Here is a 22,555-nt window from a genome sequence, read left to right on the forward strand (position 1 = left end):
TCGCGGTCAGCCCATTGTGGGTTTTGTGGGTTATGGTTTAAGTGGCTACGCCAAAGCACTTCAGCGATATCCGCCATACCCATCGGTGCACCAGGGTGACCAGAGTTAGCTTGTTGAACACCGTCCATACTAAGAGCACGGATGGCATTGGCGAGTTCTTTATTAGAAACAAGGTTACGGGAAGACATGTCTGCTCCTGAGTGCATTAAGCGAATTCAAATTAACGGAAATGGGCTGAAAATAGCGCGGCTATTCTCTCAAAGCACTTTTCTCACTGCAAACGTTTTACTGGAGAAATAGTGCTCTTTAGCGCTTATTTTTAGGATAAAAAACCAAACTCCAATTTTTCATCTAAATTTAAGCAAACGTTTGGTTTACAGACAGGCGTAAAAATAACTTGTAATTCGACCATTCAAAACTAGAATAGACGTCTAGATGTAGAAACACCTACATAAACTAATGAATAACGATGGTGAGCGAAGCTTGCCATAGTCCAACGATTAAAAGTGGAGCTCTCATGGTTAAGCACCTGTTTACTTCTGAATCCGTTTCAGAAGGCCATCCAGATAAAATTGCAGACCAAATTTCTGATGCAGTTTTGGATGCGATTCTAGAACAAGACATCAAAGCGCGCGTTGCTTGTGAAACTTACGTGAAAACCGGCATGGTCATGGTTGGTGGTGAAATCACGACCTCTGCATGGGTGGACATTGAAGAGCTTACTCGCCAAACCGTTCGTGAAATTGGTTACGTCAACTCAGAGATGGGTTTCGATGCCAATTCTTGCGCTGTTTTGAATACCATTGGTAAACAGTCACCTGATATCAACCAAGGTGTTGATAAGGCCGATCCTAAAGAACAAGGCGCCGGTGACCAAGGTATTATGTTCGGTTACGCGACCAACGAAACTGAAATCCTGATGCCAGCACCGATCACCTACGCTCACCGCTTGATGCAAAAACAAGCAGAAGTGCGTAAAAATGGCACGCTTTCTTGGCTACGTCCTGATGCAAAATCTCAAGTTACCTTCCAATATGACCAAGGTAAAATTGTTGGAATTGATGCCGTCGTTCTTTCAACGCAACATTGCGACTCTATCTCGACAGCTGACCTACGCGAAGGCGTCATGGAAGAGATCATTAAGCCTGTGTTGCCAGCCGAGTGGCTTAGCAAAGAGACCAAATTCTTCATCAACCCAACCGGTCGTTTTGTGATTGGCGGCCCAATGGGCGACTGTGGTTTAACTGGTCGTAAGATCATCGTTGATACCTACGGCGGCGCAGCGCGTCACGGTGGTGGTGCATTCTCTGGTAAAGATCCATCAAAAGTAGACCGTAGTGCAGCTTACGCGGCGCGTTATGTGGCGAAAAATATCGTGGCGGCTGGCCTTGCTGATCGTTGTGAAATTCAGTTGTCATACGCGATTGGTATTGCAGATCCAACCTCAATCATGGTCGAAACCTTTGGTACTGAGAAAGTATCACAAGAGATCATCATTGAAGCGGTACGCCAGCACTTCGACCTACGCCCATACGGCCTACAAGAAATGCTCAATTTACTGCAACCGATCTACAAGAAAACTGCCGCTTACGGTCACTTCGGCCGTGAAGAGTTTCCTTGGGAAGCGACTGACAAAGCCGCCATCCTACGTGACTTTGCTGGCTTGAAGTAATTTTCAACCTAGTTTAAATTTGTAAGCCCTTGCTCATTCGCAAGGGCTTTTTTCTAGGAATGAATCTGTGCCTAATTTTGAGCTACATTACCGTGCGCAAGTAAAAGCAAAGCAGTGCATCACAACCGCTCGTCACTATTTTCAACACGACTTCCCTATGCCGAGTATCAACTATCAGTTGCGGGGAAAGGCGGCAGGTAAGGCTTATTTACAACGTTGGGAAATCAGACTGAATCCAGTGCTGTTTGCTGAAAATCAACGCGCCTTTCTCGATGAAGTGATCCCACATGAAATCGCCCACCTAATTACCTACCAGCGCTATGGTCGCGTTCCTCCACACGGTAAAGAGTGGCAGGCTGTGATGAATCAAGTGTTTCATTTACCAGCCAATACCACTCATCGCTTTGAAGTCTCTTCAGTGCAAGGTAAAACCTTTGAATATCGCTGCGCCTGTGCGCATTACCCGCTCACTGTCCGTCGCCACAATAAAGTGATGCGCAATCAAGCCACCTACCGCTGCCAACACTGTGCACAAACGCTCCATTTTACTGGCGTGCAGCTTTCCTAAATAAACTTTGGTTGCTGCTACTTGAATCCACAGCGGTGTGATTACACTCATCTGCAATTAACAACAAAAACATCATTTATTATTCTTTAATCTGAGTGTTAGACTTATAAAAACCATACTTATATCAGTCTAAATGATGTCCTATTTTCGCTTATTGCTTGTGAATAGCAGCTTAGCTCTGTTCTCGTTTTGTGCCCTAGCTGCGCCTCCCGCTTCCTTTTCTCAAGCTAAAAAAGAAGCATTGAAAATCTATCATGATCATCCAGTGAGCTTTTACTGCGGTTGTGACATAGCATGGCAAGGTAAGAAAGGCACGCCCGACTTACAAGCTTGTGGTTACCAAGTTCGCAAACAGCAAACTCGCGCCAGCCGCATTGAATGGGAACACGTCGTCCCGGCTTGGCAATTTGGCCACCAGCGTCAGTGCTGGCAACAAGGTGGGCGTAAAAATTGCACCAAAAATGATACTATTTTTCGTTCGATGGAAGCTGACCTCCACAATCTGACGCCGGCGATTGGCGAAGTCAACGGCGACCGTTCAAACTACAATTTCAGTCAGTGGAATGGCGTAGAAGGTGAAAGCTATGGCCGTTGTGAAATGCAGGTCGATTTTAAACAACGCAAAGTCATGCCACCCGATAGAGCACGTGGCTCAATTGCTCGTACCTATCTGTACATGAGCCAAAACTATGGCTTTCAGTTATCCAAGTCTCAAACACAGCTAATGCAAGCTTGGAATCGCCAATACCCAGCCGATGAGTGGGAATGCAAACGCGATCAGCGAATTGCCAAAGTTCAAGGCAATCACAACCCATTTGTACAGCAACAGTGCCGTTCATAAGGTACTTTTTGTGGGCCATTTTCGTGATTGAAACTCGCCCTTGCCCCTTGTTTTTTCAGTGTAAAGCATCCATGTTAATGGCTATTAAACGTCAGGTAGGAACTATCCATGCGTATCCCTAGAATTTATCATCCGACTCCTCTTCAACCCTCAAGCATTATTGCTCTCAATGATGATGCGGCTGGGCATATTGGCCGGGTGTTACGCATGCAAGCGGGCCAAGAAGTACTGCTTTTTGATGGCAGTGGCGCGGAATTCCCAGCGGAAATTACCGAGGTCAGCAAAAAAAATGTGCTGGTCAATGTGTTGAAAAGAGTCGAAAGCAGCTGTGAATCGCCTCTTAATTTACACCTTGGGCAGGTGATCTCACGCGGTGACAAAATGGAGTTCACCATTCAAAAATCGGTCGAACTTGGCATCAATACCATCACACCTTTGATTTCTGAACGTTGCGGCGTGAAATTAGATGCCAAACGTTTTGAGAAAAAACTTGAACAGTGGCAAAAAATTGCAATCAGCGCTTGTGAGCAGTGCGGCCGCAATATTGTGCCGCTGATCCGCCCAATTATGCAGTTGCAAGAGTGGTGTGCCGAACCCAGTGATGCGCTCAAGCTCAACTTACATCCACGTGCGAAGTATTCGATTAATACCCTGCCTCAACCTATCAATAAAGTCCGTTTGTTGATTGGCCCTGAAGGGGGCTTATCAGAATCAGAAATTAGCATGACTGAACAGTACCATTTTGAAGAAACCTTGCTAGGCCCACGCGTACTGCGTACTGAAACTGCGGCCTTAACGGCTATTACTGCTCTTCAAGTTCGCTTTGGCGATCTTGGCTAACCGGAGAAAAACAATGATTAAACTTGGTATCGTCATGGACCCTATCTCGTCCATTAACATCAAAAAAGATTCCAGCTTTGCCATGTTGCTAGAAGCGCAGCGTCGTGGTTATGAAATCCACTATATGGAGATGAATGATCTACACTTAGATCAAGGTGTCGCTTTTGCCGATACCAAAGTGGTGACATTGAAAGAAGATCCGAACGGTTGGTATGAGTTTTTATCTGAGCAAACTATTCCACTGGCTGATCTCGATGCAGTGTTGATGCGTAAAGATCCGCCGTTTGACACTGAATATATCTACGCAACCTACATTCTAGAACGAGCAGAAGAAGCAGGAACATTAATCGTCAATAAGCCGCAAAGCTTACGTGACTGCAATGAGAAACTGTTTACGGCATGGTTCCCTGAACTAACGCCAACCACCATAGTGACGCGTAAAGCGGAAAAAATTAAAGCCTTCCGCGCGCAACATGGTGATGTGATTTTAAAACCGTTAGACGGTATGGGCGGGGCATCTATCTTCCGCGTTAAAGAGGGTGATCCAAACGTATCTGTCATTATCGAAACATTAACTAACCACGGCCAAAACTACTGTATGGCGCAAACTTTTGTACCTGACATCAGCAACGGTGATAAACGTATTTTAGTGGTCGATGGTGAACCAATGCCTTACTGCCTAGCGCGAATTCCGGCACAAGGTGAAACCCGTGGCAATTTGGCAGCTGGTGGCCGTGGTGAAGCGCGTCCGCTGAGCGAAACCGATAAAAAAATTGCTCAAACTATTGCTCCAACATTGAAAGAAAAAGGCTTAATCTTTGTCGGACTTGACGTTATTGGCGACAAGCTCACTGAGATCAACGTGACGAGCCCTACGTGTATTCGTGAAATAGAGGCCGCCTTTGATATCTCAATTACCGGTAAGTTGATGGACGCGATTGAGCGTCGAATCAACAAGTCATGCTGAACTGGGCAAACTCTTGCCCAGTAATTTGCGATAGGTTGGAGGCAGTATGAATCTTACAAATCATTTTTTAGTCGCCATGCCAAGTATGAGAGACCCTTACTTCAAGCACAGTGTTATTTACATCTGTGAGCACAATGAAGAGGGGGCGATGGGCTTGATGATTAATGTGCCGATTGATATCACCGTGGGCGGCATGTTAAACCAAGTCGATGTTGAGCCAAGCTACCCGAAGCTTCAACTTGATAGCCTAAAAAGGCCCGTATTGAATGGCGGTCCTGTTTCTGAAGATCGTGGGTTTATTCTACATCGACCGAAAGATCATTATGAATCCAGCATCCGTATGAGCGATGACATTGCCGTCACCACATCGAAAGATATTTTAGCGGTACTGGGCACGGATGCCGAACCAAGTCACTATCTTGTGGCTCTGGGTTATTCAGGCTGGGAGCCCGGTCAGCTTGAGTTAGAGCTGGCTGAAAATTCTTGGTTAACCATTGAGGCCGATCCAGATGTTATCTTTAATACGCCCATTCACGATAAGTGGAATCAGGCGATTAAAAAACTCGGCATTGATCCTATCCAACTCTCAGCACAAGCTGGGCATGCTTAACTTTTACTGCTCTAACCTTTACGGCTCTAACCTTTACGGCTCTAACTAAGCAACGTGCATTTTTAGAGCCTTCGTTGCACCATTCAAGATACTGATTATGACATCCAGAACCATTATGGCTTTTGACTTTGGCACCAAAAGCATCGGCAGTGCGATTGGCCAAGAAGTTACAGGCACCGCATCGCCACTTAAAGCCTTTAAAGCCAATGACGGAATTCCACATTGGCAAGAGATCGAAAAGCAGATCAAAGAGTGGCAACCCCATTTATTGGTGGTAGGCCTACCAACAGATTTGCACGGCAAAGCGTTGGAAACCATTACTCCGCGAGCCAAAAAATTTGCGCAGCGTTTACACGGGCGCTTTGGCTTACCCGTCGAGATGCATGACGAACGGCTTTCAACCCGGGAAGCCCGCGCCGACTTATTTGCCATGGGCGGCTATAAAGCGCTGAGCAAAGGCAATGTCGATTGCCAATCAGCTGTAGTGATCTTAGAGAGCTGGTTTGAAGCGCAATGGGGCGCGTAACTTAACCTCACGCAACTTAACTTTAATACAGCGATGCAGCACAATCCCGAATCGAGTTCGGGATTGTTCGTCTTAAACTGCGACTATTCCATATCAATCTGCACGTTATCCAATGTGCCACTGCTGATCCCTTCGCCACGCTTTGTTTTTAACATTAAACGTAAATCGTTAGCCGAGTCAGCGCTGTGCAGTGCATCTTGTTCACTGATTTTGTCCTCAACGACCAGTTGATACAGTGCTTGGTCAAAAGTCTGCATCCCCACTTCTTTTGATTTGCCCATCGTCGCTTTCAATTCGTGCAGATCACCGCGGCGGATCAAATCGGAAATTCGAGGGCTGTTGAGTAAAATCTCAAACACACCATGTCGTCCCTTGCCATTTTTATCGCGTATCAACTGCTGCCCCACGACGCCTTTGAGGTTCATCGACAGATCAAATAAAAACTGCTCTTTTTGCTCTTTAGGGACCAAATGCAAAATTCGTTCAAGCGCTTGGTTGGCATTGTTAGCATGTAACGTTGCCATACATAAATGACCTGTCTCGGCAAAGGTCATCGCATATTCCATCGTTTCACGTGAACGGATCTCACCAATTAAAATCATATCAGGGGCTTGGCGCAGCGAGTTTTTCAGCGCCACTTCGTAACTCTCGGTATCCAACCCCACTTCTCGCTGGGTCACAATGCAGCGCTGATGCTCATGCACAAACTCAATCGGATCTTCCACTGTTAAAATATGCCCAGTTCGGTGCGAGTTACGATAACCCGTCATGGCCGCCATGGTGGTCGATTTGCCCGACCCCGTCGCGCCGACCACCAGCACCAGCCCACGCTTTGCAATCGAGAGATCTTGCAACACGCCCGGTAACTTTAATTCTTCAAAAGTGGGGATATGAGTTTCAATACGGCGGATCACCGCACCGGGCAGCTCACGCTGAAAAAAAGCACTGACACGAAAACGGCCAATCTCTCTCACCACTGCAAAATTGGCTTCACGTGTGCGTTGAAATTCACGGCGGCGATCCTCATCCATCATGGCATCTAACAACGCCATCACCTGCGTTTGGGATAACTTTTCGCCATGAGCTCTTAACTCTCCATCGACGCGAAATAACACTGGCGCTCCTACGGTGAGGTACAAGTCGGAAGCTTTTTGAGTCAACATACCCTCAAGACATTGGTTCAGTTCCATGAGCTCTCTCTTAAAATGGTGATGAATTGACTTCCAGTTTTTTCTGCACTTCTTCTTGATCGACAATACCTTGCGCAATCAACTGTTTGGAATTCTGTTCCATGGTTTGCATGCCATGCGCCGCACCCGTTTGGATGATGGAGTACATCTGCGCAACCTTATCCTCGCGGATCAAGTTACGAATCGCTGGAGTGGCAAGCATAATTTCATGACATGCGACGCGGCCCCCACCTAAACGTTTTAGCAGCTTTTGCGCAATCACTGCTCGCAATGATTCAGAGAGCATTGAACGAACCATCTCTTTATCACTACCGGGAAACACATCAATGATCCGGTCGATGGTTTTCGCCGCAGAGCTGGTATGTAACGTGCCAAACACTAAATGCCCGGTTTCAGCCGCGGTTAACGCTAAGCTGATGGTTTCTTGATCGCGCAGCTCACCGACCAAGATTACATCCGGATCTTCGCGCAGCGCCGAGCGTAGCGCCGCTTTAAAGCTGTGGGTATCTCGGTGCACTTCGCGTTGGTTAACCAAACATTTATTGTTGCTATGCACAAACTCAATTGGGTCTTCAATGGTTAAAATGTGTTTGTTGTGATGAGAATTAATGTAATCAACCATTGCTGCCAGTGTGGTCGACTTACCCGACCCTGTTGGCCCAGTCACCAGCACCAATCCTTTCTCATAATTGGCGATTTTATTAAAAATGTCAGGCGCTTGTAGTTCTTCCAAGGTTGGGATCACCGTAGGAATCGTCCGAAAAACCGCAGAGCAGCCACGAGATTGATGGAAAGCATTGACACGAAAACGCCCTACATTAGGCAGCTCAAATGAGAAATCCACTTCCAGTTTCTCTTCAAATTCACTACGCTGAGCATCGTTCATGATCTCAAAAATCAAACGATGCACGTCAGCATGAGTAAAAGCAGGCACTCCGAGCTTTCTTACTTCACCATCTATCCGTACCATAGGTGGAACACCTGCAGATAGGTGTAGATCCGAAGCGTTGTGCTTTACACTAAAATCCAGTAGCTCAGCGATATCCATTTAATTTCCTTAGTAAAGTCAGGCTATGAGTAGTATTCAACAAAACATTGAACAGATCACTTCACAAATTGAAAGTGCACAACAAAAGTGTGGACGCGCTCGAGAGAGAGTGCAACTTTTAGCGGTCAGTAAGACCAAACCTGTCGAGGCGATTCTAGAAGCAACGCGCGCTGGGCAACGTTTATTTGGTGAAAACTATGTGCAAGAGGGCGCGGATAAAGTTCAATACTTCAATACCTTGCACCCCGAACTGGATTTAGAATGGCACTTTATCGGCCCAATTCAGTCCAATAAATCGCGCATTGTGGCCGAGAACTTTGCTTGGGTGCATACGGTGGATCGAAGTAAAATTGCCCAGCGTTTAAATGATCAACGCCCAGCAGGCATGCCACCACTACAGGTCTTGATTCAAGTCAACACCAGCGGTGAAAGCTCGAAATCGGGCATTGGTGAACACGAAATAGTTGAGTTGGCAGAGTTGATATCCGCGCTACCCAACCTCACGTTAAGAGGACTGATGTCTATTCCTGAGAATGTCCCCGATTACGCTGCGCAACTTGCCGCATTTCAAAAACTGGCGAGCTTACAAGCGCAATTGTCTGAACGTTTTTCAGGGTTAGATACGCTCTCAATGGGCATGAGTGGCGACATGCAAGCGGCGATTGAAGCTGGTAGCACTATGGTGAGGATCGGCACCGCTATTTTTGGTGCGCGTGATTACGCTTAGCACTGGCTTATCTATCAACCACATAATAATCAATCAGCGACAAGCAATTAGAGGTCAGCAGATGCAGCAGAGAAACATCACTTTTATCGGTGCAGGCAATATGGCCAAAGCAATTATTGCAGGCTTAGTCGCCAGCGGTTATCCAGCTGATAGAATTACCGTGACCGCACCGTCAGAAACAAGACGCAAACCACTGGAAAGTGCTTATGGTATTCACACCACCAGCGATAATCTTGCCGCAGCGCAGCAAGCCGATGTGGTGGTACTGGCGGTCAAACCGCAGTTGATGGCCAGTGTCTGTCAACCTTTGCAATCCATTGATTTTAGAAATAAGTTGGTGATCTCCATTGCAGCAGGTGTTTCTGCGGCGCGCCTTAATGAGATGCTGGCAACCGAACTACAACTAGTACGCGCCATGCCCAATACACCTTCGCTGATCAATCGAGGCATGAGCGGTCTATTTGCCACTCCAAGCGTATCAGAGCAAGACAAACGCTTTACCGCACAATTGCTACAAGCCGTTGGTGAAGTGTGCTGGGTTGAAAACGAGTCCGCCATTAATGGCATCATCGCCGCCGCAGGCAGTGCGCCTGCCTACTTCTTTTTGTTTATGGAAGCGATGCAAAATGAAGCCATCGCTCAAGGCTTTGATAAAGAAACGGCCCGTTTGTTAGTACAACAAGCGGCGTTAGGCGCAGCCGAAATGGTGGTGGCAAACCCTGAGATTGAACTCTCGACATTGCGTGAACAAGTGACCTCCAAAGGCGGCACCACCGCCGAGGCGATTCGCACCTTTAACGAGCATCAACTTGCCAATATCGTTGCACAAGCGATGCAAGCGGCCGTAACTCGTGCACAAGAAATGGAAAAACTGTTTTAATCCTAGTGGCGTTTCACTAAGCTATAGCGCAAAAGCGCAAACGACACTCTACTCATATTAAGGGCTAGCTATGAATTCAATGAGTTTTTTGATCTCCACCCTGTTTGATCTGTACATCATGGTCGTAATTTTACGTATCTGGTTACAAGCAGCGCGTGCCGATTTCTATAACCCATTCTCCCAGTTTATCGTCAAAGCAACGCAACCTGTGGTTGGCCCACTGCGCCGAGCGATTCCATCCATTGGTAGCCTAGATTTGGCCACGGTTCTCTTTGCGTACGTGCTGTGCGTATTGAAATTTATTGCCTTAATGCTGGTGGCATCAGGTGGTGCGGTTAGTTTTAGCGTCTACTTTTTATTCTTAGGCTTACTCTCGTTAGTCAAAGCCGCTGGCGGTTTGCTGTTCTGGGTGCTGTTGATCCGCGCTATTCTCAGTTGGGTTAGCCAAGGCCGCAGCCCGATTGAATACGTATTTCATCAATTAACAGAGCCGATGCTTGCGCCGATCCGCCGTATCCTACCAGCGATGGGTGGTTTTGATTTAAGTGTATTGGTGCTGTTTATTGTGCTGCAGTTTGCGAACTTCCTAATGGGCGATTTTATTGGCCCAGTATGGTATCAGTTGTAATGTCATCTGCTGTTTGGCAAGAGGGAGAGGATCTAATCCTCAAGCTCTATATCCAACCCAAAGCAAGCCGCGATAGTATCGTCGGCTTGCATGGTGAGGAGCTCAAAATTGCCATCACAGCCCCGCCTGTTGATGGCAAAGCCAACGCGCATTTAACCAAATTCTTGGCCAAACAATTTAAAGTCGCCAAAGGTTTAATCGAGATAGAAAAAGGGGAATTGGGACGTCATAAACAAGTCCGAATTCATTCACCTCAAGTGATACCAGAGCCGATTGAAGCCATCTTGTGATGGCTTTTTATTTAGCCCACTCTGTTTTGTAAGGAGCACCACATGCGTAAATGGATGATAGCGTTTGTTATAGCCTTTATTTCGCTACCCACACTCGCCGAGCAGTTTCAAACCATCAAGAATGTTGAAGTGCACTACTCAGCTTTCAACTCAACATTTTTAACGCCACAAGTGGCGCGCAGTTATCAGTTAAAACGTAATGGTTACTCGGCTATTTTAAACATCAGCGTATTAGATAACTCGGCCTTAGGTAAACCAGCTATAGAGGCGAAACTCAAAGGCAACGCAAAAAACCTAATCGGTCAGGTACGTGAACTTGAATTTAAACAATTCAAAGAGGGCAACGCGATTTATTACCTCGCTGAATTCCCCATTACCAATGAAGAGAATTTGAGTTTTGACATTGAGGTTGATGCGGGCTTAAAAGGCACCGGTAAGCTTAAATTCACCCAAAAATTCTACGTCGAAGAATAGAGAAATAGTGCAATGAAAAAAATAGTATTAGCCACAGGAAACCAAGGCAAAGTGCGCGAAATGGCTGATCTGCTGGTTGATTTCGGTTTTGATGTGGTGGCGCAAACAGAATTAAACGTCCCAGAAGCCGAAGAGACTGGCACCACCTTTATTGAAAATGCGATCATCAAAGCACGACATGCTGCCAAAATCACTGGCTTACCTGCGATTGCCGATGATTCAGGATTAGAAGTGGATTATCTGCAAGGTGCTCCGGGGATTTACTCGGCGCGCTACGCTGGTGAAAATGCCAGTGACCAACAAAACCTAGAAAAATTATTAGCGGCGATGGAAGGCGTACCAGACGAACAACGCACCGCTCGTTTTCATTGCGTGCTGGTTTTCATGCGTCACGAAAATGACCCAACACCATTGGTCTGCCATGGTACGTGGCAAGGTCGCATCTTGCACCAAGCTCACGGCAGTAACGGTTTTGGTTATGATCCGATCTTCTTTGTCCCTGAAGATAACTGCGCTTCAGCTGAACTGCTACCTGCACGTAAAAAGCAGCTTTCACATCGTGGCAAAGCGCTAAAAATGCTATTTAAAACCTTAAGCGAGCAAAATTCATAATGTTGCAACCACCCGCGCTGAGTTTGTACGTGCACATCCCGTGGTGTGTACAAAAATGCCCCTATTGTGATTTTAACTCTCACGCGCTAAAGCACGATATTCCTGAACGTGAATACATTGATGCGCTATTGGAGGATCTCGATACCGATATCGCCAAATATCGCCTTGCAGACCATCCTCGCCCATTGCATTCCATTTTTATTGGCGGTGGTACACCGAGTCTTTTTTCTGCTGAAGGTATTGCTCGCCTGCTACAAGGCATTGAAGCGCGTATTGCGTTTAAGCCTGGGATTGAAATCACTATGGAGGCCAACCCGGGCACTGTAGAAGCTGACCGTTTTGTTGGATATCGACAAGCAGGGGTGACGCGCATCTCGATTGGTGTACAAAGTTTTGAGCCACAAAAACTGGCACGTTTAGGGCGAATTCATGGTCAGCAAGAAGCGGTTAATGCCGCTCAATTAGCTCATCAAATTGGCTTAAACAGCTTCAACTTAGATTTGATGCATGGCTTACCCGATCAAAACTGTGAACAAGCGCTGGCTGATTTAGACAAAGCGATTGCACTAAACCCACCTCATCTTTCTTGGTATCAACTGACCATTGAACCTAATACGGTTTTCTACTTTAAACCGCCTACTTTGCCAGATGATGACGCACTGTGGGATATTTTTGAGCTGGGTCACCAAAAATTGGCCGCCGCTGGGTACGTGCAATATGAAATTTCTGGCTATAGCAAACCCGGCTATCAATGCCAACACAACTTAAATTACTGGCGCTTTGGTGATTATCTGGGGATTGGTTGTGGCGCGCATGGCAAGCTCAGCTTTAACGATGGGCGTATTGTACGCACCACTAAGGTGAAGCATCCGCGTGGCTATCTCAATTTACTCAAACCTTACTTGGATGACGAATTTGAAGTCGCCGCTGCGGATCGCCCTTTTGAATTCTTCATGAACCGCTTTCGCTTGATGGAACCTTGTCCGAAACAAGACTTTGTTGAAACAACTGGATTAAGTTTAAGCGTGATTCAGTCAACGATAGATTGGGCACTAGCCGAACACTATTTAACGCAAACCGCAAGTCACTGGCAAATCACAGAAAAAGGAAAACTGTTTCTTAATGACTTGCTCGAAGCCTTTATGGCTGACGACTAAAAAGATAAACCCAACAGAGATTGGCTAACCTAATCGGTAGCCAATCTTTTGCCAAAAACACGGGCTGTCAGAAAATATTGAACTTAAAAGATAGAGCGACCAATACGCTCAGCCAAGAGTTCTAACATCTTAGTGCCCGCTAAAGAATTACCTGACGCATCAAGCTCTGGCGACCAAACCGCAATCGTCATCTCCCCAGGAACAACAGCAATAATACCGCCACCTACGCCCGATTTACCCGGCATGCCAACACGATAAGCGAACTCTCCTGCGCCATCATACAAACCGCAAGTCGCCAATAAGGCATTGATCTGCTTACTTTGTGTCGGCGTTACTATCGCTTCCTTGGTATGCACGGACACCCCTTTATTCGCCAGATAACTGAAGGTTTTCGCTAATTGAACACAGCTCATTTTAAGTGAACAAGCGTGAAAATAGTTGTGCAGTACCGGGATAACGTCATTATCGAAATTACCAAACGATCGCATCAAATAGGCGATGGCGGCATTGCGATCGCTGTGCATCATTTCTGAAGCCGCTACCACTTTGTCGTATACGATGCCCTCTTCACCGGACAACTGACGTACAAACTCCAGTAAGCGCTGCCGAGGGGCTGATAAACGGCTATGCAGCATATCCGCCACCACAATAGCTCCAGCATTGATAAAAGGGTTACGCGGAATGCCCTGCTCCATTTCAAGCTGGATCATCGAATTAAACGCTTGGCCTGAAGGCTCTTTTCCGACACGAAGCCATAGCTCTTCTGGTTTATAAAGCATCATAGCGAGCGTTAAGCTCAAAGCTTTAGAGATGGATTGAATTGAGAATCCTTCCGTGGCATCTCCAGCCGAAATCACTTCACCTTGATTGGTGTAAACCGCGATCGCCAGCTTGTTATTCGGTACTTTGGCTAAAGCAGGAATGTAATCGGCGACTTTTCCTTTGCCGATCAGTGGGCGAACCTCACACAAAATATCAGCAAGTAGATTGGGTGTTAGCTTCATGGGTGACCTTACCTCGGGTGAGAAATGTTTTTCTCTATTTTTATAATGATTTTCGTAGGGCGCTAAGGCCGAAAAAGCCAACATTACAACAATGTTGGCTTTTCTTTAATCGCTAATTTTGTTGCAGCAACAAAAGTGAGTCGTTACGCGGTGCGTTTATATTTGATATCCCACACACCATGACCTAAACGGTGACCACGCGCTTCAAATTTAGTCAAAGGACGCTCTTCTGGACGAGGAATATAGTCACCTTCTGCGGCAATATTGGCAAAGCCCGGCGCTTGATTCATCACTTCAATCATATGCTCAGCGTAGTTTTCCCAGTCCGTCGCCATATGAAAGATGCCCTCTTCCATTTTTAGTTTTTGACGCACCATTTCCGCAAATTCTAACTGCACAATACGGCGCTTATGGTGACGTTTTTTATGCCAAGGATCAGGGAAGAACAGTTGCAGTGTATGCAGGCTGCCATCAGGGATCATGTGTTCAAATACTTCCACTGCATCATGGCACATCACGCGTAAATTAGTCACGCCAGCATCACGAGCGGCTGACAAACAGGCGCCAACACCTGGGCTATGCACTTCAATACCAAAGAAGTTTTTTTGCGGTGCATTTTTAGCCATTTCAACTAATGAAGCGCCCATACCAAAACCGATTTCTAAAACCACCGGGTTATCGTTACCAAAAACCGCCGCCCAATCGAGCAATTGTGGCTGGAAATCAATACCCATTGTTGGCCAACATTCATTCATTGCCGCTTCTTGGCCTTTGGTTAATCGACCCTCACGACGAACGAAACTACGGATTCGACGCAGTATTTTGCCTTCTTCGGTATATTCGTTGGTGGTTACTTCACTCATTGATCTTGCCTGCACATTGATTAATCAAAGCGGGGATTATCCAAAGAATTATTCTCGGTGCAAGTGTTATCGAAATAAACTTGTTGGATAAATCCACACAATTTGTCCGTTTTACAACGTCACATTTATGTGGTGCAATTTTGCTCCACTAAAACTATAAACCAAAGAGCCTGTCGTGACACCTTTCGCTAACGCCATTTTAAAATGGTATGACGCCTATGGGCGCAAACATTTGCCGTGGCAACAAAACAAAACGGCCTACAGCGTTTGGCTGTCGGAAATTATGCTCCAACAAACTCAAGTCGCAACGGTAATCCCTTATTTCGAACGCTTCATGCAACGTTTTCCAACCGTGATTGATTTAGCCAATGCAGAACAAGACGAGGTACTGCACCTATGGACCGGCCTTGGTTATTACGCGCGTGCGCGCAATCTACACAAAGCAGCCAAAATAGTGGCCAGCGAATATGGCGGTGAGTTTCCCCTTGATATCGAACAGATGAATGCTCTACCGGGTATTGGCCGCTCAACCGCTGCGGCGGTGCTTTCTTCGGTTTATAAGCAGCCGCACGCCATTTTAGATGGTAACGTAAAGCGTACTTTAGCCCGCTGTTTTGCTGTCGAAGGCTGGCCGGGGCAAAAAAAGGTTGAAACTCAGTTGTGGCAACATGCCGAACAAAATACGCCAGCGCAAGATGTTGATAAATATAACCAAGCCATGATGGATATGGGGGCGATGGTCTGCACACGCAGCAAACCGAAATGCACGCTCTGCCCAGTTGAATCTTTTTGCATCGCCAATAAACAAAATAACCCACTCGATTATCCGGGCAAAAAACCAAAAACAGACAAACCAACCAAGCAAACTTGGTTTGTGATGCTACACCATAACCATCAAGTATGGTTAGAACAGCGCCCTCAAAGTGGAATTTGGGGTGGATTATTTTGCTTCCCTGAAAACCCCAATAGCGCCATCGAAGATCAACTTGATCACAGAGCCATCAAAGAGAGCGCTATCCGCTCTATTCGCCCACTCATCGCTTTTCGCCACACGTTTAGCCATTATCATTTAGAGATCACACCGATCTTGGTGGAGTTATCTCAACAACCGAACATCATCATGGAAGCAAGCAAAGGTCTTTGGTATAACTTAGCCCAACCGGAACAAATCGGCTTAGCCGCTCCTGTAAAACAGTTGCTAGAAAGCCTTCCATTTGAAATTAACCCTTAAAACACCGAAGAGGAAGTGACCATGAGCCGCACTGTATTTTGTGCTCGACTAAATAAAGAAGCCGACGGTTTGGATTTTCAACTGTACCCAGGTGAATTGGGTAAACGTATTTTTGACAACATCTCAAAAGAGGCTTGGGCACAATGGCAGCATAAGCAAACCATGCTGATCAACGAGAAAAAACTCAATATGATGGACCCTGAACATCGTAAATTGCTGGAAACCGAAATGACCAACTTCCTATTTGAAGGAAAAGAGGTCCATATCGAAGGCTACACGCCACCAAGCAAATAAGAGATACCTTATTTATTTCGAGGATAATCAATGACATCATGGTAAACGCTCTGATGTCATTTTTGTATTGGGAAGATAATGAGAAAGCTGACTTACTTTTTTATTGCAATGCTACTGGCCGGTTGTAGCCGAGAATTAGTTGAACGCATATACAGCGTCGATTATGAGCCGACCAACCGTTTTGCCAAAAACTTAGCGCAATTACCCGGGCAATTTGTCAAAGATACCGCCGCCTTAGATGCACTGATCGGCAGTTTTTCTGGCAATATTGAAAAACGCTGGGGCAGCAAAGAGATCAAAGTGGCCGGTAAAAGCAACTACGTAAAATATATCGATAATTACCTTAGTCGTTCCGAAGTCAATTTTGCCGAAGGAACCATCATTATCGAAACGGTTTCCCCAACCGACCCCAAAAAGCACCTACGCAATGCCATTATTACCACCTTACTGACGCCTGATGATCCAGCGCACGTTGACCTTTTCTCTTCACAAAATATCGAATTGAATGGTCAGCCATTTTTGTACAACCAAGTGCTTGATCAAGATAAACAACCGATCCAGTGGGGTTGGCGCGCGAATCGATTTGCTGATTATCTTATTGAAAATAAATTAAAAGTTAAGAACGTTGATTTCAAAAAAGCCTACTATGTGGAAATTCCTATGGTAGCGGATCATGCCTCTAAACGAGGTTATAAATACGCCGACATCGTGCACCGAGCCTCGAAAAAATATAACATTCCCGAAGATCTGATCTACGCGATCATAAAAACTGAAAGTAGCTTTAACCCCTACGCCGTCAGTTGGGCCAATGCGTATGGCCTGATGCAAGTGGTTCCTAAAACCGCAGGTCGAGATGTTTTTAAACTGGTCAAAAATAAATCTGGTGAGCCCAGTCCTGAATATCTGTTTGATCCCGAAAAAAATATTGATACGGGAACGGCCTATTTTTATATTCTGAAAAACCGCTACCTCAAAGAGGTCAGCCATCCAACGTCACTCGAATACAGTATGATTTCGGCCTACAACGGCGGCACAGGAGGAGTACTGAATACCTTTAGCAAAGATAGGAAACGAGCGATGAGGGACTTAAATTCACTGCAACCCAATCAAGTCTATTGGGCGCTGACCCAAAAACACCCTAATGCTGAATCGAGAAGGTACTTAGAAAAAGTAACAAAATTCAAAAAGGAATTTAACGCAGGTGGATAAAAAAGCGCAGCTTTGTCTAAATTCGCAGCAAACAAACCGTTTTTTCAAAATATTTCCAAAAAGCAGTTGACGATTGAAGGGAAAATCCGTTTAATAGCGCTCCGTTGCCCGGATAGCTCAGTCGGTAGAGCAGAGGATTGAAAATCCTCGTGTCGGTGGTTCGATTCCGCCTCCGGGCACCACAAATTAAATTGTTGGTGCTTTTGTTAAAGTAGCAGCAAGCAATAAATAAAGTGCGCCGACTTAGCTCAGTAGGTAGAGCAACTGACTTGTAATCAGTAGGTCACCAGTTCGATTCCGGTAGTCGGCACCATTTATTGCCTCGATAGCTCAGTCGGTAGAGCAGAGGATTGAAAATCCTCGTGTCGGTGGTTCGATTCCGCCTCGAGGCACCATTATTTGGTGCGAAGTCTTAGACTTACACAGATAATTCCCCCTTAGTTCAGTCGGTAGAACGGCGGACTGTTAATCCGTATGTCGCAAGTTCAAGTCTTGCAGGGGGAGCCACTTTTAAAGCCAAGTTTAACGACTTGGCTTTTTTATTACCTGTCATATTTATCCAATTCCCTCTACCTCTACAACGATTGAATTATGGGTCAGTCCATTTTCCGTCAAAAACTAAAACCAGTCTGGTGAGTTTGCTCCTTTAGTGTAACCAAGCGGATAAACGTGTGTTTTTCAACGCGCTTTTATTCGCTATTTGCTCCATTCAAAGCTCCTATTTTCTTTTCAACGCCTCTTTCCCTATCTAATCTGACACTAATTTTTAACGAAAATGGGCAAAAACGAGTCACTAAGTATAGAAAAACAACAAACGACATTTTTTTTGCATTTTACTGTTGACGTTAAATGCGAAAAACCTTTTAATACACCCCGTCGCCCGGATAGCTCAGTCGGTAGAGCAGAGGATTGAAAATCCTCGTGTCGGTGGTTCGATTCCGCCTCCGGGCACCACAGTTTCTAAATTGTTGGTGCCTAGCACAGACAATAAAATTAAAGATAAAAATGTGCCGACTTAGCTCAGTAGGTAGAGCAACTGACTTGTAATCAGTAGGTCACCAGTTCGACTCCGGTAGTCGGCACCATTCTTTAAAACCTGTTCCCCCTTAGTTCAGTCGGTAGAACGGCGGACTGTTAATCCGTATGTCGCAAGTTCAAGTCTTGCAGGGGGAGCCACTTTTCATCAATGAGCACTGCTTATTGATTCGGCGCCGACTTAGCTCAGTAGGTAGAGCAACTGACTTGTAATCAGTAGGTCACCAGTTCGATTCCGGTAGTCGGCACCATTTATCTGCATAAGATAAGCAAACATTCGTTCCCCCTTAGTTCAGTCGGTAGAACGGCGGACTGTTAATCCGTATGTCGCAAGTTCAAGTCTTGCAGGGGGAGCCACTTTCTAAAGCCAAGTTTTCAAACTTGGCTTTTTTTGTGTCTTGCGTATGCTCATAATAAAAAGAGCCAGTTTGCACCAGCTCAATCGATTGGAACGTTCGCGGTAATTCACGATAGCCGGTTACTTAAAACCCTTCTCTTTCTTAATCAAATCGTACGCATTTTGGATCTCTTGCGATTTTTCTTTCGCAACGTTCATCATCTCTGGTGGTAAGCCTTTGGCCATCAATTTATCTGGGTGATGCTCATTCATCAATTTGCGATAGGCACGTTTAATCTCTTTAGCATCCGCATCTTTACTCACGCCTAACACATCGTAAGCATCAGTGAGGCGTTCAGCTTGCGCGGCTTGTTGCCACTGCCCAGATTGCTGGTAGCCTTGTTGTTGGCCACCAAAATTTCCGCCTTGTTGAAAACGAAAGGCCGCTTCTTGCATACGCAAGCGTCTTTCCAGTTGATCGGATGAGAAACCCAAACTACGAGCGATTTTGTGCAGTACATTGCGCTCGCTAGGGTGAACATCCCCATCGGCAAACGCGGCTGATATTTGCAATTCGAGGAAAAATTGCAACAAGTCAAAGCGTCCACCCGTCGAAAGGCGCACACGCTCCAACACTTCCTCTAAAGGAAAGCCACTCTCTTTCCCCTCACGAAACGCATCTTGAGCCGCTTTACGTTGCTCACCATGTAAGTTCATACGCTCCATCATGATGGTAGCTAGCTGGATCTCTTCTTTGGTGACTTGCCCCTTCGCTTTAGCAACATGGCCCATGACCGCGAAAGCGGCTTTAAAAAATTCGTCTTGTCGCTCAGTTTGGCTTGGCCCAGAACCAAATGAGCTAGTTTTAAACCCCGCTTGATTCAAACGACGAGCTTTATCAAATTGATGCCCGAGAAACAAACCAAAAAATGCGCCAAACGGTCCTCCAAATAAGAAGCCAAAAAAAGCGCCAAGAATTTTGCCAAAAATATGCATTATGTGCTCTCAATCTATGAATTTTTCAGGAGTAAAGCGGTCTGATAGTGCCGGGAGCTTCAATTTCCTTTATGATAAGAAACGTTTTATTTTACATTCGGCCATCCATCTTCCGAATCAATCAAGTTCAAACAGGATAGTACAACTCGATGTCATGTTTTTCCCGCACCTTGTTAGCCGCTTCAATTAGCGCAGCTCTTTTTGTGCCACAGACTCAAGCAGAAGCTATGTTAGACAATAGTGTGCAGGAAATGCCCGCTATAGATCAATGTTTGATCAACGAACCTGAAGCAGAAAACTCAAGTCAGCAACCGATTAATGTCGAGGCTGATACGCTAGAAGCCGTGAACGGTGAACGCGCAAACTACTCAGGCAATGTGGTCGTTGTTCAAGGTAAAAAACGCATTCTAGCGGATACCGTTACCCTGCATCAGAAAGATAATATTGTAGTTGCGCAAGGTAATGTCAACTTCAGTGACGGTGAAGTAAGGACCATTTCTGATAAAGCAACCAACAATCTTAATACGGATTTAATGACATTAGAGAACACAAAATATCAATTTTTGTGTGAACCCGGCCGTGGTGAAGCTGTGTATATTTCCAAAACGGGTAAGGCCGTTTATGAGATAGAAGATGGTTCTATTACCTCTTGCCCTGAAGGTAATAATGCATGGCGATTGAAAGCATCCAGCATTGATATTGACCAAAATGAAGAGCAAGCCACTTTTTATAATCCGCGCTTCGAGATTCAAAATATTCCGATTTTTTATCTGCCATTTCTTACGGTGCCGATTGGCGACACACGTAAAACGGGATTTTTATACCCTACCGTTTCTTACGGTTCTAGCGATGGTTTTGAAGCCCAAGTACCTATTTATTGGAACTTAGCGCCAAACTATGACCTAGAAACGACCTTTAAATATATGCAAGAACGCGGTACGCAATTAAACAGTGAATTCCGTTATCTGAATGATTTTGGTACAGGTAACATTAAATCTGAATATTTACCTGATGATCAAAAACATCCGGAAAAGGGCAGCCGCTGGGGCTTCCAATACCAACACAGTGGTATTTTCAACCAAGCTTGGAAGTTTGAAATTGACTACTCTCAAGTCAGTGACATTAGCTACTTTAGTGACTTAGACTCAGGTATCGGTAACCGAGAAGATGGTCAGCTTATCCAAGAAGGTAAAGCCACCTACCGGACCCACAATTGGGATTCATCGATACTGGTTCGCGACTTTCAGCTGCTTACAGAAGACAAAACTAGCACCAACCAACCCTATCGCTTGATGCCACAGATTGCGTTTAATTACTATGCGCCCGAATTATTACCGTATTTGAACTTTGATATGGTGAGCCATCTATCGCGTTTTGAAACCGATGCAAGAGGAAAACCTGCAGCCACCCGAGCGCACATTGAACCGGGCTTTACTATTCCTCTCAGTAACACCTGGGGCACTTGGACAACCGAAGCGCGAGTGCTTGGTACTTATTACCAACAAGATCTCAGCGGTGTTGACCTCAATTCGGATAATTATAAAGACCTAAAAGAGAGCGTTTCACGCATCATTCCGGAATTTAGAACTCATGCGGGATTAGTACTGGAAAGAGATACGGTTCTGTTTGATGATTATACGCAGACACTTGAGCCGCAGATTCAGTACCTGTACGTACCGAGAGAAGATCAGCGCAATATCGGGCTGTACGATACAACGCTACTGCAAACCGATTATTATGGTTTATTCCGCAGCCGTAAATATAGTGGTGTCGATTATATTGCCCCGGCAAATCAGATCAGCTACGGTGCCTCTTCACGGTTTTTCGACGATCAGTATAAAGAACGTTTAAATATCTCTTTTGGCCAGATTTTTTACCTCAAAAAAGATCTCAAGAATTCCTCCCCTAATGAGGGAGATAATTCAGCCAACACTTCCAACTATTCGGCTTGGGCCGTCGAAATGGACTTCAACTATGATGATTTACTCTTCTACCATGGCGGGGTTCAGTACGACATTGATAGCAGTAAGATGCAACTGGCCAACAGTACCCTAGAGTACAGAGTGGGTTCTGGATACATTCAAACTAACTATCGTTACGTCACCAAAGAGTATATTGATAATACCGTTGGCGATACAATTACCAATATTAATGCCATTACCAAAGATGGCATTTCACAAGCCGGTTTACTGGCTGGGTATCAGATCTCCAAAAAGTGGAATGCTAGCGGACAGTACTTCTACGATTTAACCACGGAAAAGAGCCTGGAGTGGCTGGCTAACCTAAGCTACACCTCAGATTGTTGGTATATTGGTTTTACTTATAGTAATCAACTGCGGAAATGGGATGGTGATTTTGTTACTGACCCTAATGCTACGCCACTCTACGAAAATAACTTTAGTTTGAACTTTGGTATTGTCGGTTTTGGCACCACGATTGGTGCAGGTTCCGGAATGACGGGCGTAGACAGCGCTGGAAATTCATTAAGTTATGGTCGTCCATTTTTCCTAAACAACTAATTTATTCGGCCTTTGCTTAAGCGTAAAGGCCCTTGCT

General features: G+C 45.5%; 24 protein-coding genes and 9 tRNA genes. 27 read left to right on the top strand and 6 right to left on the bottom strand.

Features of this window, described 5'->3' with window-relative positions:
* On the bottom strand, nt 1-188 hold a 188-nt coding region (locus AACQ42_RS00860; protein WP_141195670.1), incomplete at its 3' end, for a hypothetical protein.
* 329 nt (nt 189-517) lie between these two features.
* Here AACQ42_RS00860 and metK point away from each other — a divergent pair.
* From metK to ruvX, 7 genes are all read left to right on the top strand, one after another.
* Nucleotides 518-1,672 carry a methionine adenosyltransferase gene (gene metK, locus AACQ42_RS00865; protein WP_026027375.1) on the top strand — a complete coding sequence of 385 codons (1,155 nt, stop codon included), beginning with the start codon at nt 518-520 and terminating at the stop codon, nt 1,670-1,672.
* Between the two features lie 67 nt (nt 1,673-1,739).
* Nucleotides 1,740-2,240 carry a SprT family zinc-dependent metalloprotease gene (locus AACQ42_RS00870; RefSeq protein WP_010320653.1) on the top strand — a complete coding sequence of 167 codons (501 nt, stop codon included), beginning with the start codon at nt 1,740-1,742 and terminating at the stop codon, nt 2,238-2,240.
* A 133-nt stretch (nt 2,241-2,373) separates the two neighbouring features.
* Nucleotides 2,374-3,081 (top strand): deoxyribonuclease I, encoded by a 708-nt coding sequence (gene endA / locus AACQ42_RS00875; protein WP_013857813.1) that lies wholly within the window; start codon nt 2,374-2,376, stop codon nt 3,079-3,081.
* 108 nt (nt 3,082-3,189) lie between these two features.
* Complete coding sequence (gene rsmE / locus AACQ42_RS00880) at nt 3,190-3,921, top strand: 16S rRNA (uracil(1498)-N(3))-methyltransferase (RefSeq protein WP_094166173.1); 732 nt, start codon at nt 3,190-3,192, stop codon at nt 3,919-3,921.
* Between the two features lie 13 nt (nt 3,922-3,934).
* Nucleotides 3,935-4,888, top strand: coding sequence for a glutathione synthase (gene gshB, locus AACQ42_RS00885; RefSeq protein ID WP_040122940.1), 954 nt, complete (start codon nt 3,935-3,937; stop codon nt 4,886-4,888).
* 46 nt (nt 4,889-4,934) lie between these two features.
* On the top strand, nt 4,935-5,498 hold the full coding sequence (locus tag AACQ42_RS00890) for a YqgE/AlgH family protein (protein ID WP_013857816.1): 564 nt from the start codon (nt 4,935-4,937) through the stop codon (nt 5,496-5,498).
* A 97-nt stretch (nt 5,499-5,595) separates the two neighbouring features.
* On the top strand, nt 5,596-6,024 hold the full coding sequence (gene ruvX, locus AACQ42_RS00895; protein WP_010320648.1) for a Holliday junction resolvase RuvX: 429 nt from the start codon (nt 5,596-5,598) through the stop codon (nt 6,022-6,024).
* An 83-nt stretch (nt 6,025-6,107) separates the two neighbouring features.
* Here ruvX and AACQ42_RS00900 read toward each other — a convergent pair whose 3' ends face one another.
* Together AACQ42_RS00900 and AACQ42_RS00905 are read right to left on the bottom strand one after the other, a co-directional pair.
* Entirely contained in the window at nt 6,108-7,214 is a 1,107-nt protein-coding gene (locus AACQ42_RS00900; RefSeq protein WP_017048293.1) for a PilT/PilU family type 4a pilus ATPase, read from the bottom strand.
* 10 nt (nt 7,215-7,224) lie between these two features.
* Complete coding sequence (locus AACQ42_RS00905) at nt 7,225-8,262, bottom strand: type IV pilus twitching motility protein PilT (protein ID WP_013857819.1); 1,038 nt, start codon at nt 8,260-8,262, stop codon at nt 7,225-7,227.
* Nucleotides 8,263-8,287: 25 nt separating this feature from the next.
* Here AACQ42_RS00905 and AACQ42_RS00910 point away from each other — a divergent pair, with 25 nt between their 5' ends.
* The 7 genes from AACQ42_RS00910 to hemW all read left to right on the top strand — a co-directional run bounded on the left by AACQ42_RS00910 (nt 8,288) and on the right by hemW (nt 13,030).
* The gene (locus AACQ42_RS00910; RefSeq protein ID WP_094166174.1) at nt 8,288-8,989 is read left to right on the top strand and encodes a YggS family pyridoxal phosphate-dependent enzyme; all 702 of its coding nucleotides are present in this window, start codon (nt 8,288-8,290) and stop codon (nt 8,987-8,989) included.
* A gap of 61 nt (nt 8,990-9,050) precedes the next feature.
* Nucleotides 9,051-9,869, top strand: coding sequence for a pyrroline-5-carboxylate reductase (proC, locus tag AACQ42_RS00915; RefSeq protein ID WP_094166175.1), 819 nt, complete (start codon nt 9,051-9,053; stop codon nt 9,867-9,869).
* Nucleotides 9,870-9,939: 70 nt separating this feature from the next.
* The gene (locus AACQ42_RS00920) at nt 9,940-10,497 is read left to right on the top strand and encodes a YggT family protein (RefSeq protein ID WP_010320643.1); all 558 of its coding nucleotides are present in this window, start codon (nt 9,940-9,942) and stop codon (nt 10,495-10,497) included.
* The gene (yggU, locus tag AACQ42_RS00925) at nt 10,497-10,787 is read left to right on the top strand and encodes a DUF167 family protein YggU (RefSeq protein WP_026028959.1); all 291 of its coding nucleotides are present in this window, start codon (nt 10,497-10,499) and stop codon (nt 10,785-10,787) included. The genes AACQ42_RS00920 and yggU overlap by 1 nt, the downstream gene beginning before the upstream one ends.
* 42 nt (nt 10,788-10,829) lie before the next feature.
* Nucleotides 10,830-11,261, top strand: a complete 432-nt coding sequence (locus AACQ42_RS00930; RefSeq protein WP_094166176.1) for a DUF4426 domain-containing protein — start codon at nt 10,830-10,832, stop codon at nt 11,259-11,261.
* Between the two features lie 12 nt (nt 11,262-11,273).
* Nucleotides 11,274-11,873, top strand: coding sequence for an XTP/dITP diphosphatase (locus tag AACQ42_RS00935; protein WP_017042394.1), 600 nt, complete (start codon nt 11,274-11,276; stop codon nt 11,871-11,873).
* Nucleotides 11,873-13,030, top strand: a complete 1,158-nt coding sequence (hemW, locus tag AACQ42_RS00940; RefSeq protein ID WP_094166177.1) for a radical SAM family heme chaperone HemW — start codon at nt 11,873-11,875, stop codon at nt 13,028-13,030. The genes AACQ42_RS00935 and hemW overlap by 1 nt, the downstream gene beginning before the upstream one ends.
* 83 nt (nt 13,031-13,113) lie before the next feature.
* On the opposite strand, the gene glsB is transcribed toward hemW, so the two are convergent.
* Together glsB and trmB are read right to left on the bottom strand one after the other, a co-directional pair.
* Nucleotides 13,114-14,034: a glutaminase B gene (gene glsB, locus AACQ42_RS00945; protein ID WP_026028230.1), complete on the bottom strand. Its 921-nt coding sequence runs from the start codon at nt 14,032-14,034 to the stop codon at nt 13,114-13,116.
* Between the two features lie 143 nt (nt 14,035-14,177).
* Nucleotides 14,178-14,897, bottom strand: coding sequence for a tRNA (guanosine(46)-N7)-methyltransferase TrmB (gene trmB / locus AACQ42_RS00950; protein ID WP_026027213.1), 720 nt, complete (start codon nt 14,895-14,897; stop codon nt 14,178-14,180).
* Nucleotides 14,898-15,072: 175 nt separating this feature from the next.
* Here trmB and mutY point away from each other — a divergent pair, with 175 nt between their 5' ends.
* From mutY to AACQ42_RS01010, 12 genes are all read left to right on the top strand, one after another.
* A complete protein-coding gene (gene mutY, locus AACQ42_RS00955; RefSeq protein WP_013857828.1) occupies nt 15,073-16,128 on the top strand; it encodes an A/G-specific adenine glycosylase in 1,056 nt (351 codons plus the stop codon).
* A gap of 21 nt (nt 16,129-16,149) precedes the next feature.
* On the top strand, nt 16,150-16,422 hold the full coding sequence (locus AACQ42_RS00960; RefSeq protein ID WP_010320634.1) for an oxidative damage protection protein: 273 nt from the start codon (nt 16,150-16,152) through the stop codon (nt 16,420-16,422).
* Between the two features lie 78 nt (nt 16,423-16,500).
* Nucleotides 16,501-17,631, top strand: a complete 1,131-nt coding sequence (mltC, locus tag AACQ42_RS00965) for a membrane-bound lytic murein transglycosylase MltC (RefSeq protein ID WP_094166178.1) — start codon at nt 16,501-16,503, stop codon at nt 17,629-17,631.
* A 106-nt stretch (nt 17,632-17,737) separates the two neighbouring features.
* A tRNA-Phe gene (locus AACQ42_RS00970) sits at nt 17,738-17,813 on the top strand.
* 55 nt (nt 17,814-17,868) lie between these two features.
* Nucleotides 17,869-17,944, top strand: a tRNA-Thr gene (locus AACQ42_RS00975).
* 6 nt (nt 17,945-17,950) lie between these two features.
* Nucleotides 17,951-18,026: transfer RNA gene (locus tag AACQ42_RS00980), tRNA-Phe, on the top strand.
* Between the two features lie 36 nt (nt 18,027-18,062).
* A tRNA-Asn gene (locus AACQ42_RS00985) sits at nt 18,063-18,138 on the top strand.
* Between the two features lie 371 nt (nt 18,139-18,509).
* Nucleotides 18,510-18,585 (top strand) — tRNA-Phe (locus tag AACQ42_RS00990).
* A 55-nt stretch (nt 18,586-18,640) separates the two neighbouring features.
* Nucleotides 18,641-18,716: transfer RNA gene (locus AACQ42_RS00995), tRNA-Thr, on the top strand.
* Nucleotides 18,717-18,731: 15 nt separating this feature from the next.
* A tRNA-Asn gene (locus AACQ42_RS01000) sits at nt 18,732-18,807 on the top strand.
* Nucleotides 18,808-18,841: 34 nt separating this feature from the next.
* Nucleotides 18,842-18,917 (top strand) — tRNA-Thr (locus tag AACQ42_RS01005).
* Between the two features lie 30 nt (nt 18,918-18,947).
* Nucleotides 18,948-19,023: transfer RNA gene (locus AACQ42_RS01010), tRNA-Asn, on the top strand.
* 121 nt (nt 19,024-19,144) lie between these two features.
* Here the strand turns inward: AACQ42_RS01010 and djlA are convergent.
* Complete coding sequence (gene djlA, locus AACQ42_RS01015) at nt 19,145-19,999, bottom strand: co-chaperone DjlA (RefSeq protein ID WP_017043798.1); 855 nt, start codon at nt 19,997-19,999, stop codon at nt 19,145-19,147.
* Between the two features lie 149 nt (nt 20,000-20,148).
* On the opposite strand from djlA, the gene lptD reads away from it, so the two are divergent.
* Nucleotides 20,149-22,518, top strand: coding sequence for an LPS assembly protein LptD (gene lptD, locus AACQ42_RS01020; RefSeq protein WP_026028946.1), 2,370 nt, complete (start codon nt 20,149-20,151; stop codon nt 22,516-22,518).
* Nucleotides 22,519-22,555: the final 37 nt, after the last annotated feature.

Origin of the sequence: Vibrio sp. V12_P9A6T4 (assembly GCF_963874835.1) — a bacterium.
Classification (GTDB): domain Bacteria; phylum Pseudomonadota; class Gammaproteobacteria; order Enterobacterales; family Vibrionaceae; genus Vibrio; species Vibrio anguillarum.

Coding starts and splice junctions, on each gene's coding strand:
- AACQ42_RS00900 (WP_017048293.1), bottom strand. CDS start 7,214: ATGGAACTGAACCAATGTCTTGAGGGTATGTTGACTCAAAAAGCTTCC.
- AACQ42_RS00890 (WP_013857816.1), top strand. CDS start 4,935: ATGAATCTTACAAATCATTTTTTAGTCGCCATGCCAAGTATGAGAGAC.
- AACQ42_RS00905 (WP_013857819.1), bottom strand. CDS start 8,262: ATGGATATCGCTGAGCTACTGGATTTTAGTGTAAAGCACAACGCTTCG.
- mltC (WP_094166178.1), top strand. CDS start 16,501: ATGAGAAAGCTGACTTACTTTTTTATTGCAATGCTACTGGCCGGTTGT.
- AACQ42_RS00960 (WP_010320634.1), top strand. CDS start 16,150: ATGAGCCGCACTGTATTTTGTGCTCGACTAAATAAAGAAGCCGACGGT.
- AACQ42_RS00920 (WP_010320643.1), top strand. CDS start 9,940: ATGAATTCAATGAGTTTTTTGATCTCCACCCTGTTTGATCTGTACATC.
- gshB (WP_040122940.1), top strand. CDS start 3,935: ATGATTAAACTTGGTATCGTCATGGACCCTATCTCGTCCATTAACATC.
- hemW (WP_094166177.1), top strand. CDS start 11,873: ATGTTGCAACCACCCGCGCTGAGTTTGTACGTGCACATCCCGTGGTGT.
- rsmE (WP_094166173.1), top strand. CDS start 3,190: ATGCGTATCCCTAGAATTTATCATCCGACTCCTCTTCAACCCTCAAGC.
- AACQ42_RS00930 (WP_094166176.1), top strand. CDS start 10,830: ATGCGTAAATGGATGATAGCGTTTGTTATAGCCTTTATTTCGCTACCC.
- AACQ42_RS00935 (WP_017042394.1), top strand. CDS start 11,274: ATGAAAAAAATAGTATTAGCCACAGGAAACCAAGGCAAAGTGCGCGAA.
- AACQ42_RS00910 (WP_094166174.1), top strand. CDS start 8,288: ATGAGTAGTATTCAACAAAACATTGAACAGATCACTTCACAAATTGAA.
- metK (WP_026027375.1), top strand. CDS start 518: ATGGTTAAGCACCTGTTTACTTCTGAATCCGTTTCAGAAGGCCATCCA.
- endA (WP_013857813.1), top strand. CDS start 2,374: ATGATGTCCTATTTTCGCTTATTGCTTGTGAATAGCAGCTTAGCTCTG.
- glsB (WP_026028230.1), bottom strand. CDS start 14,034: ATGAAGCTAACACCCAATCTACTTGCTGATATTTTGTGTGAGGTTCGC.
- trmB (WP_026027213.1), bottom strand. CDS start 14,897: ATGAGTGAAGTAACCACCAACGAATATACCGAAGAAGGCAAAATACTG.
- lptD (WP_026028946.1), top strand. CDS start 20,149: ATGTCATGTTTTTCCCGCACCTTGTTAGCCGCTTCAATTAGCGCAGCT.
- ruvX (WP_010320648.1), top strand. CDS start 5,596: ATGACATCCAGAACCATTATGGCTTTTGACTTTGGCACCAAAAGCATC.
- proC (WP_094166175.1), top strand. CDS start 9,051: ATGCAGCAGAGAAACATCACTTTTATCGGTGCAGGCAATATGGCCAAA.
- yggU (WP_026028959.1), top strand. CDS start 10,497: ATGTCATCTGCTGTTTGGCAAGAGGGAGAGGATCTAATCCTCAAGCTC.
- djlA (WP_017043798.1), bottom strand. CDS start 19,999: ATGCATATTTTTGGCAAAATTCTTGGCGCTTTTTTTGGCTTCTTATTT.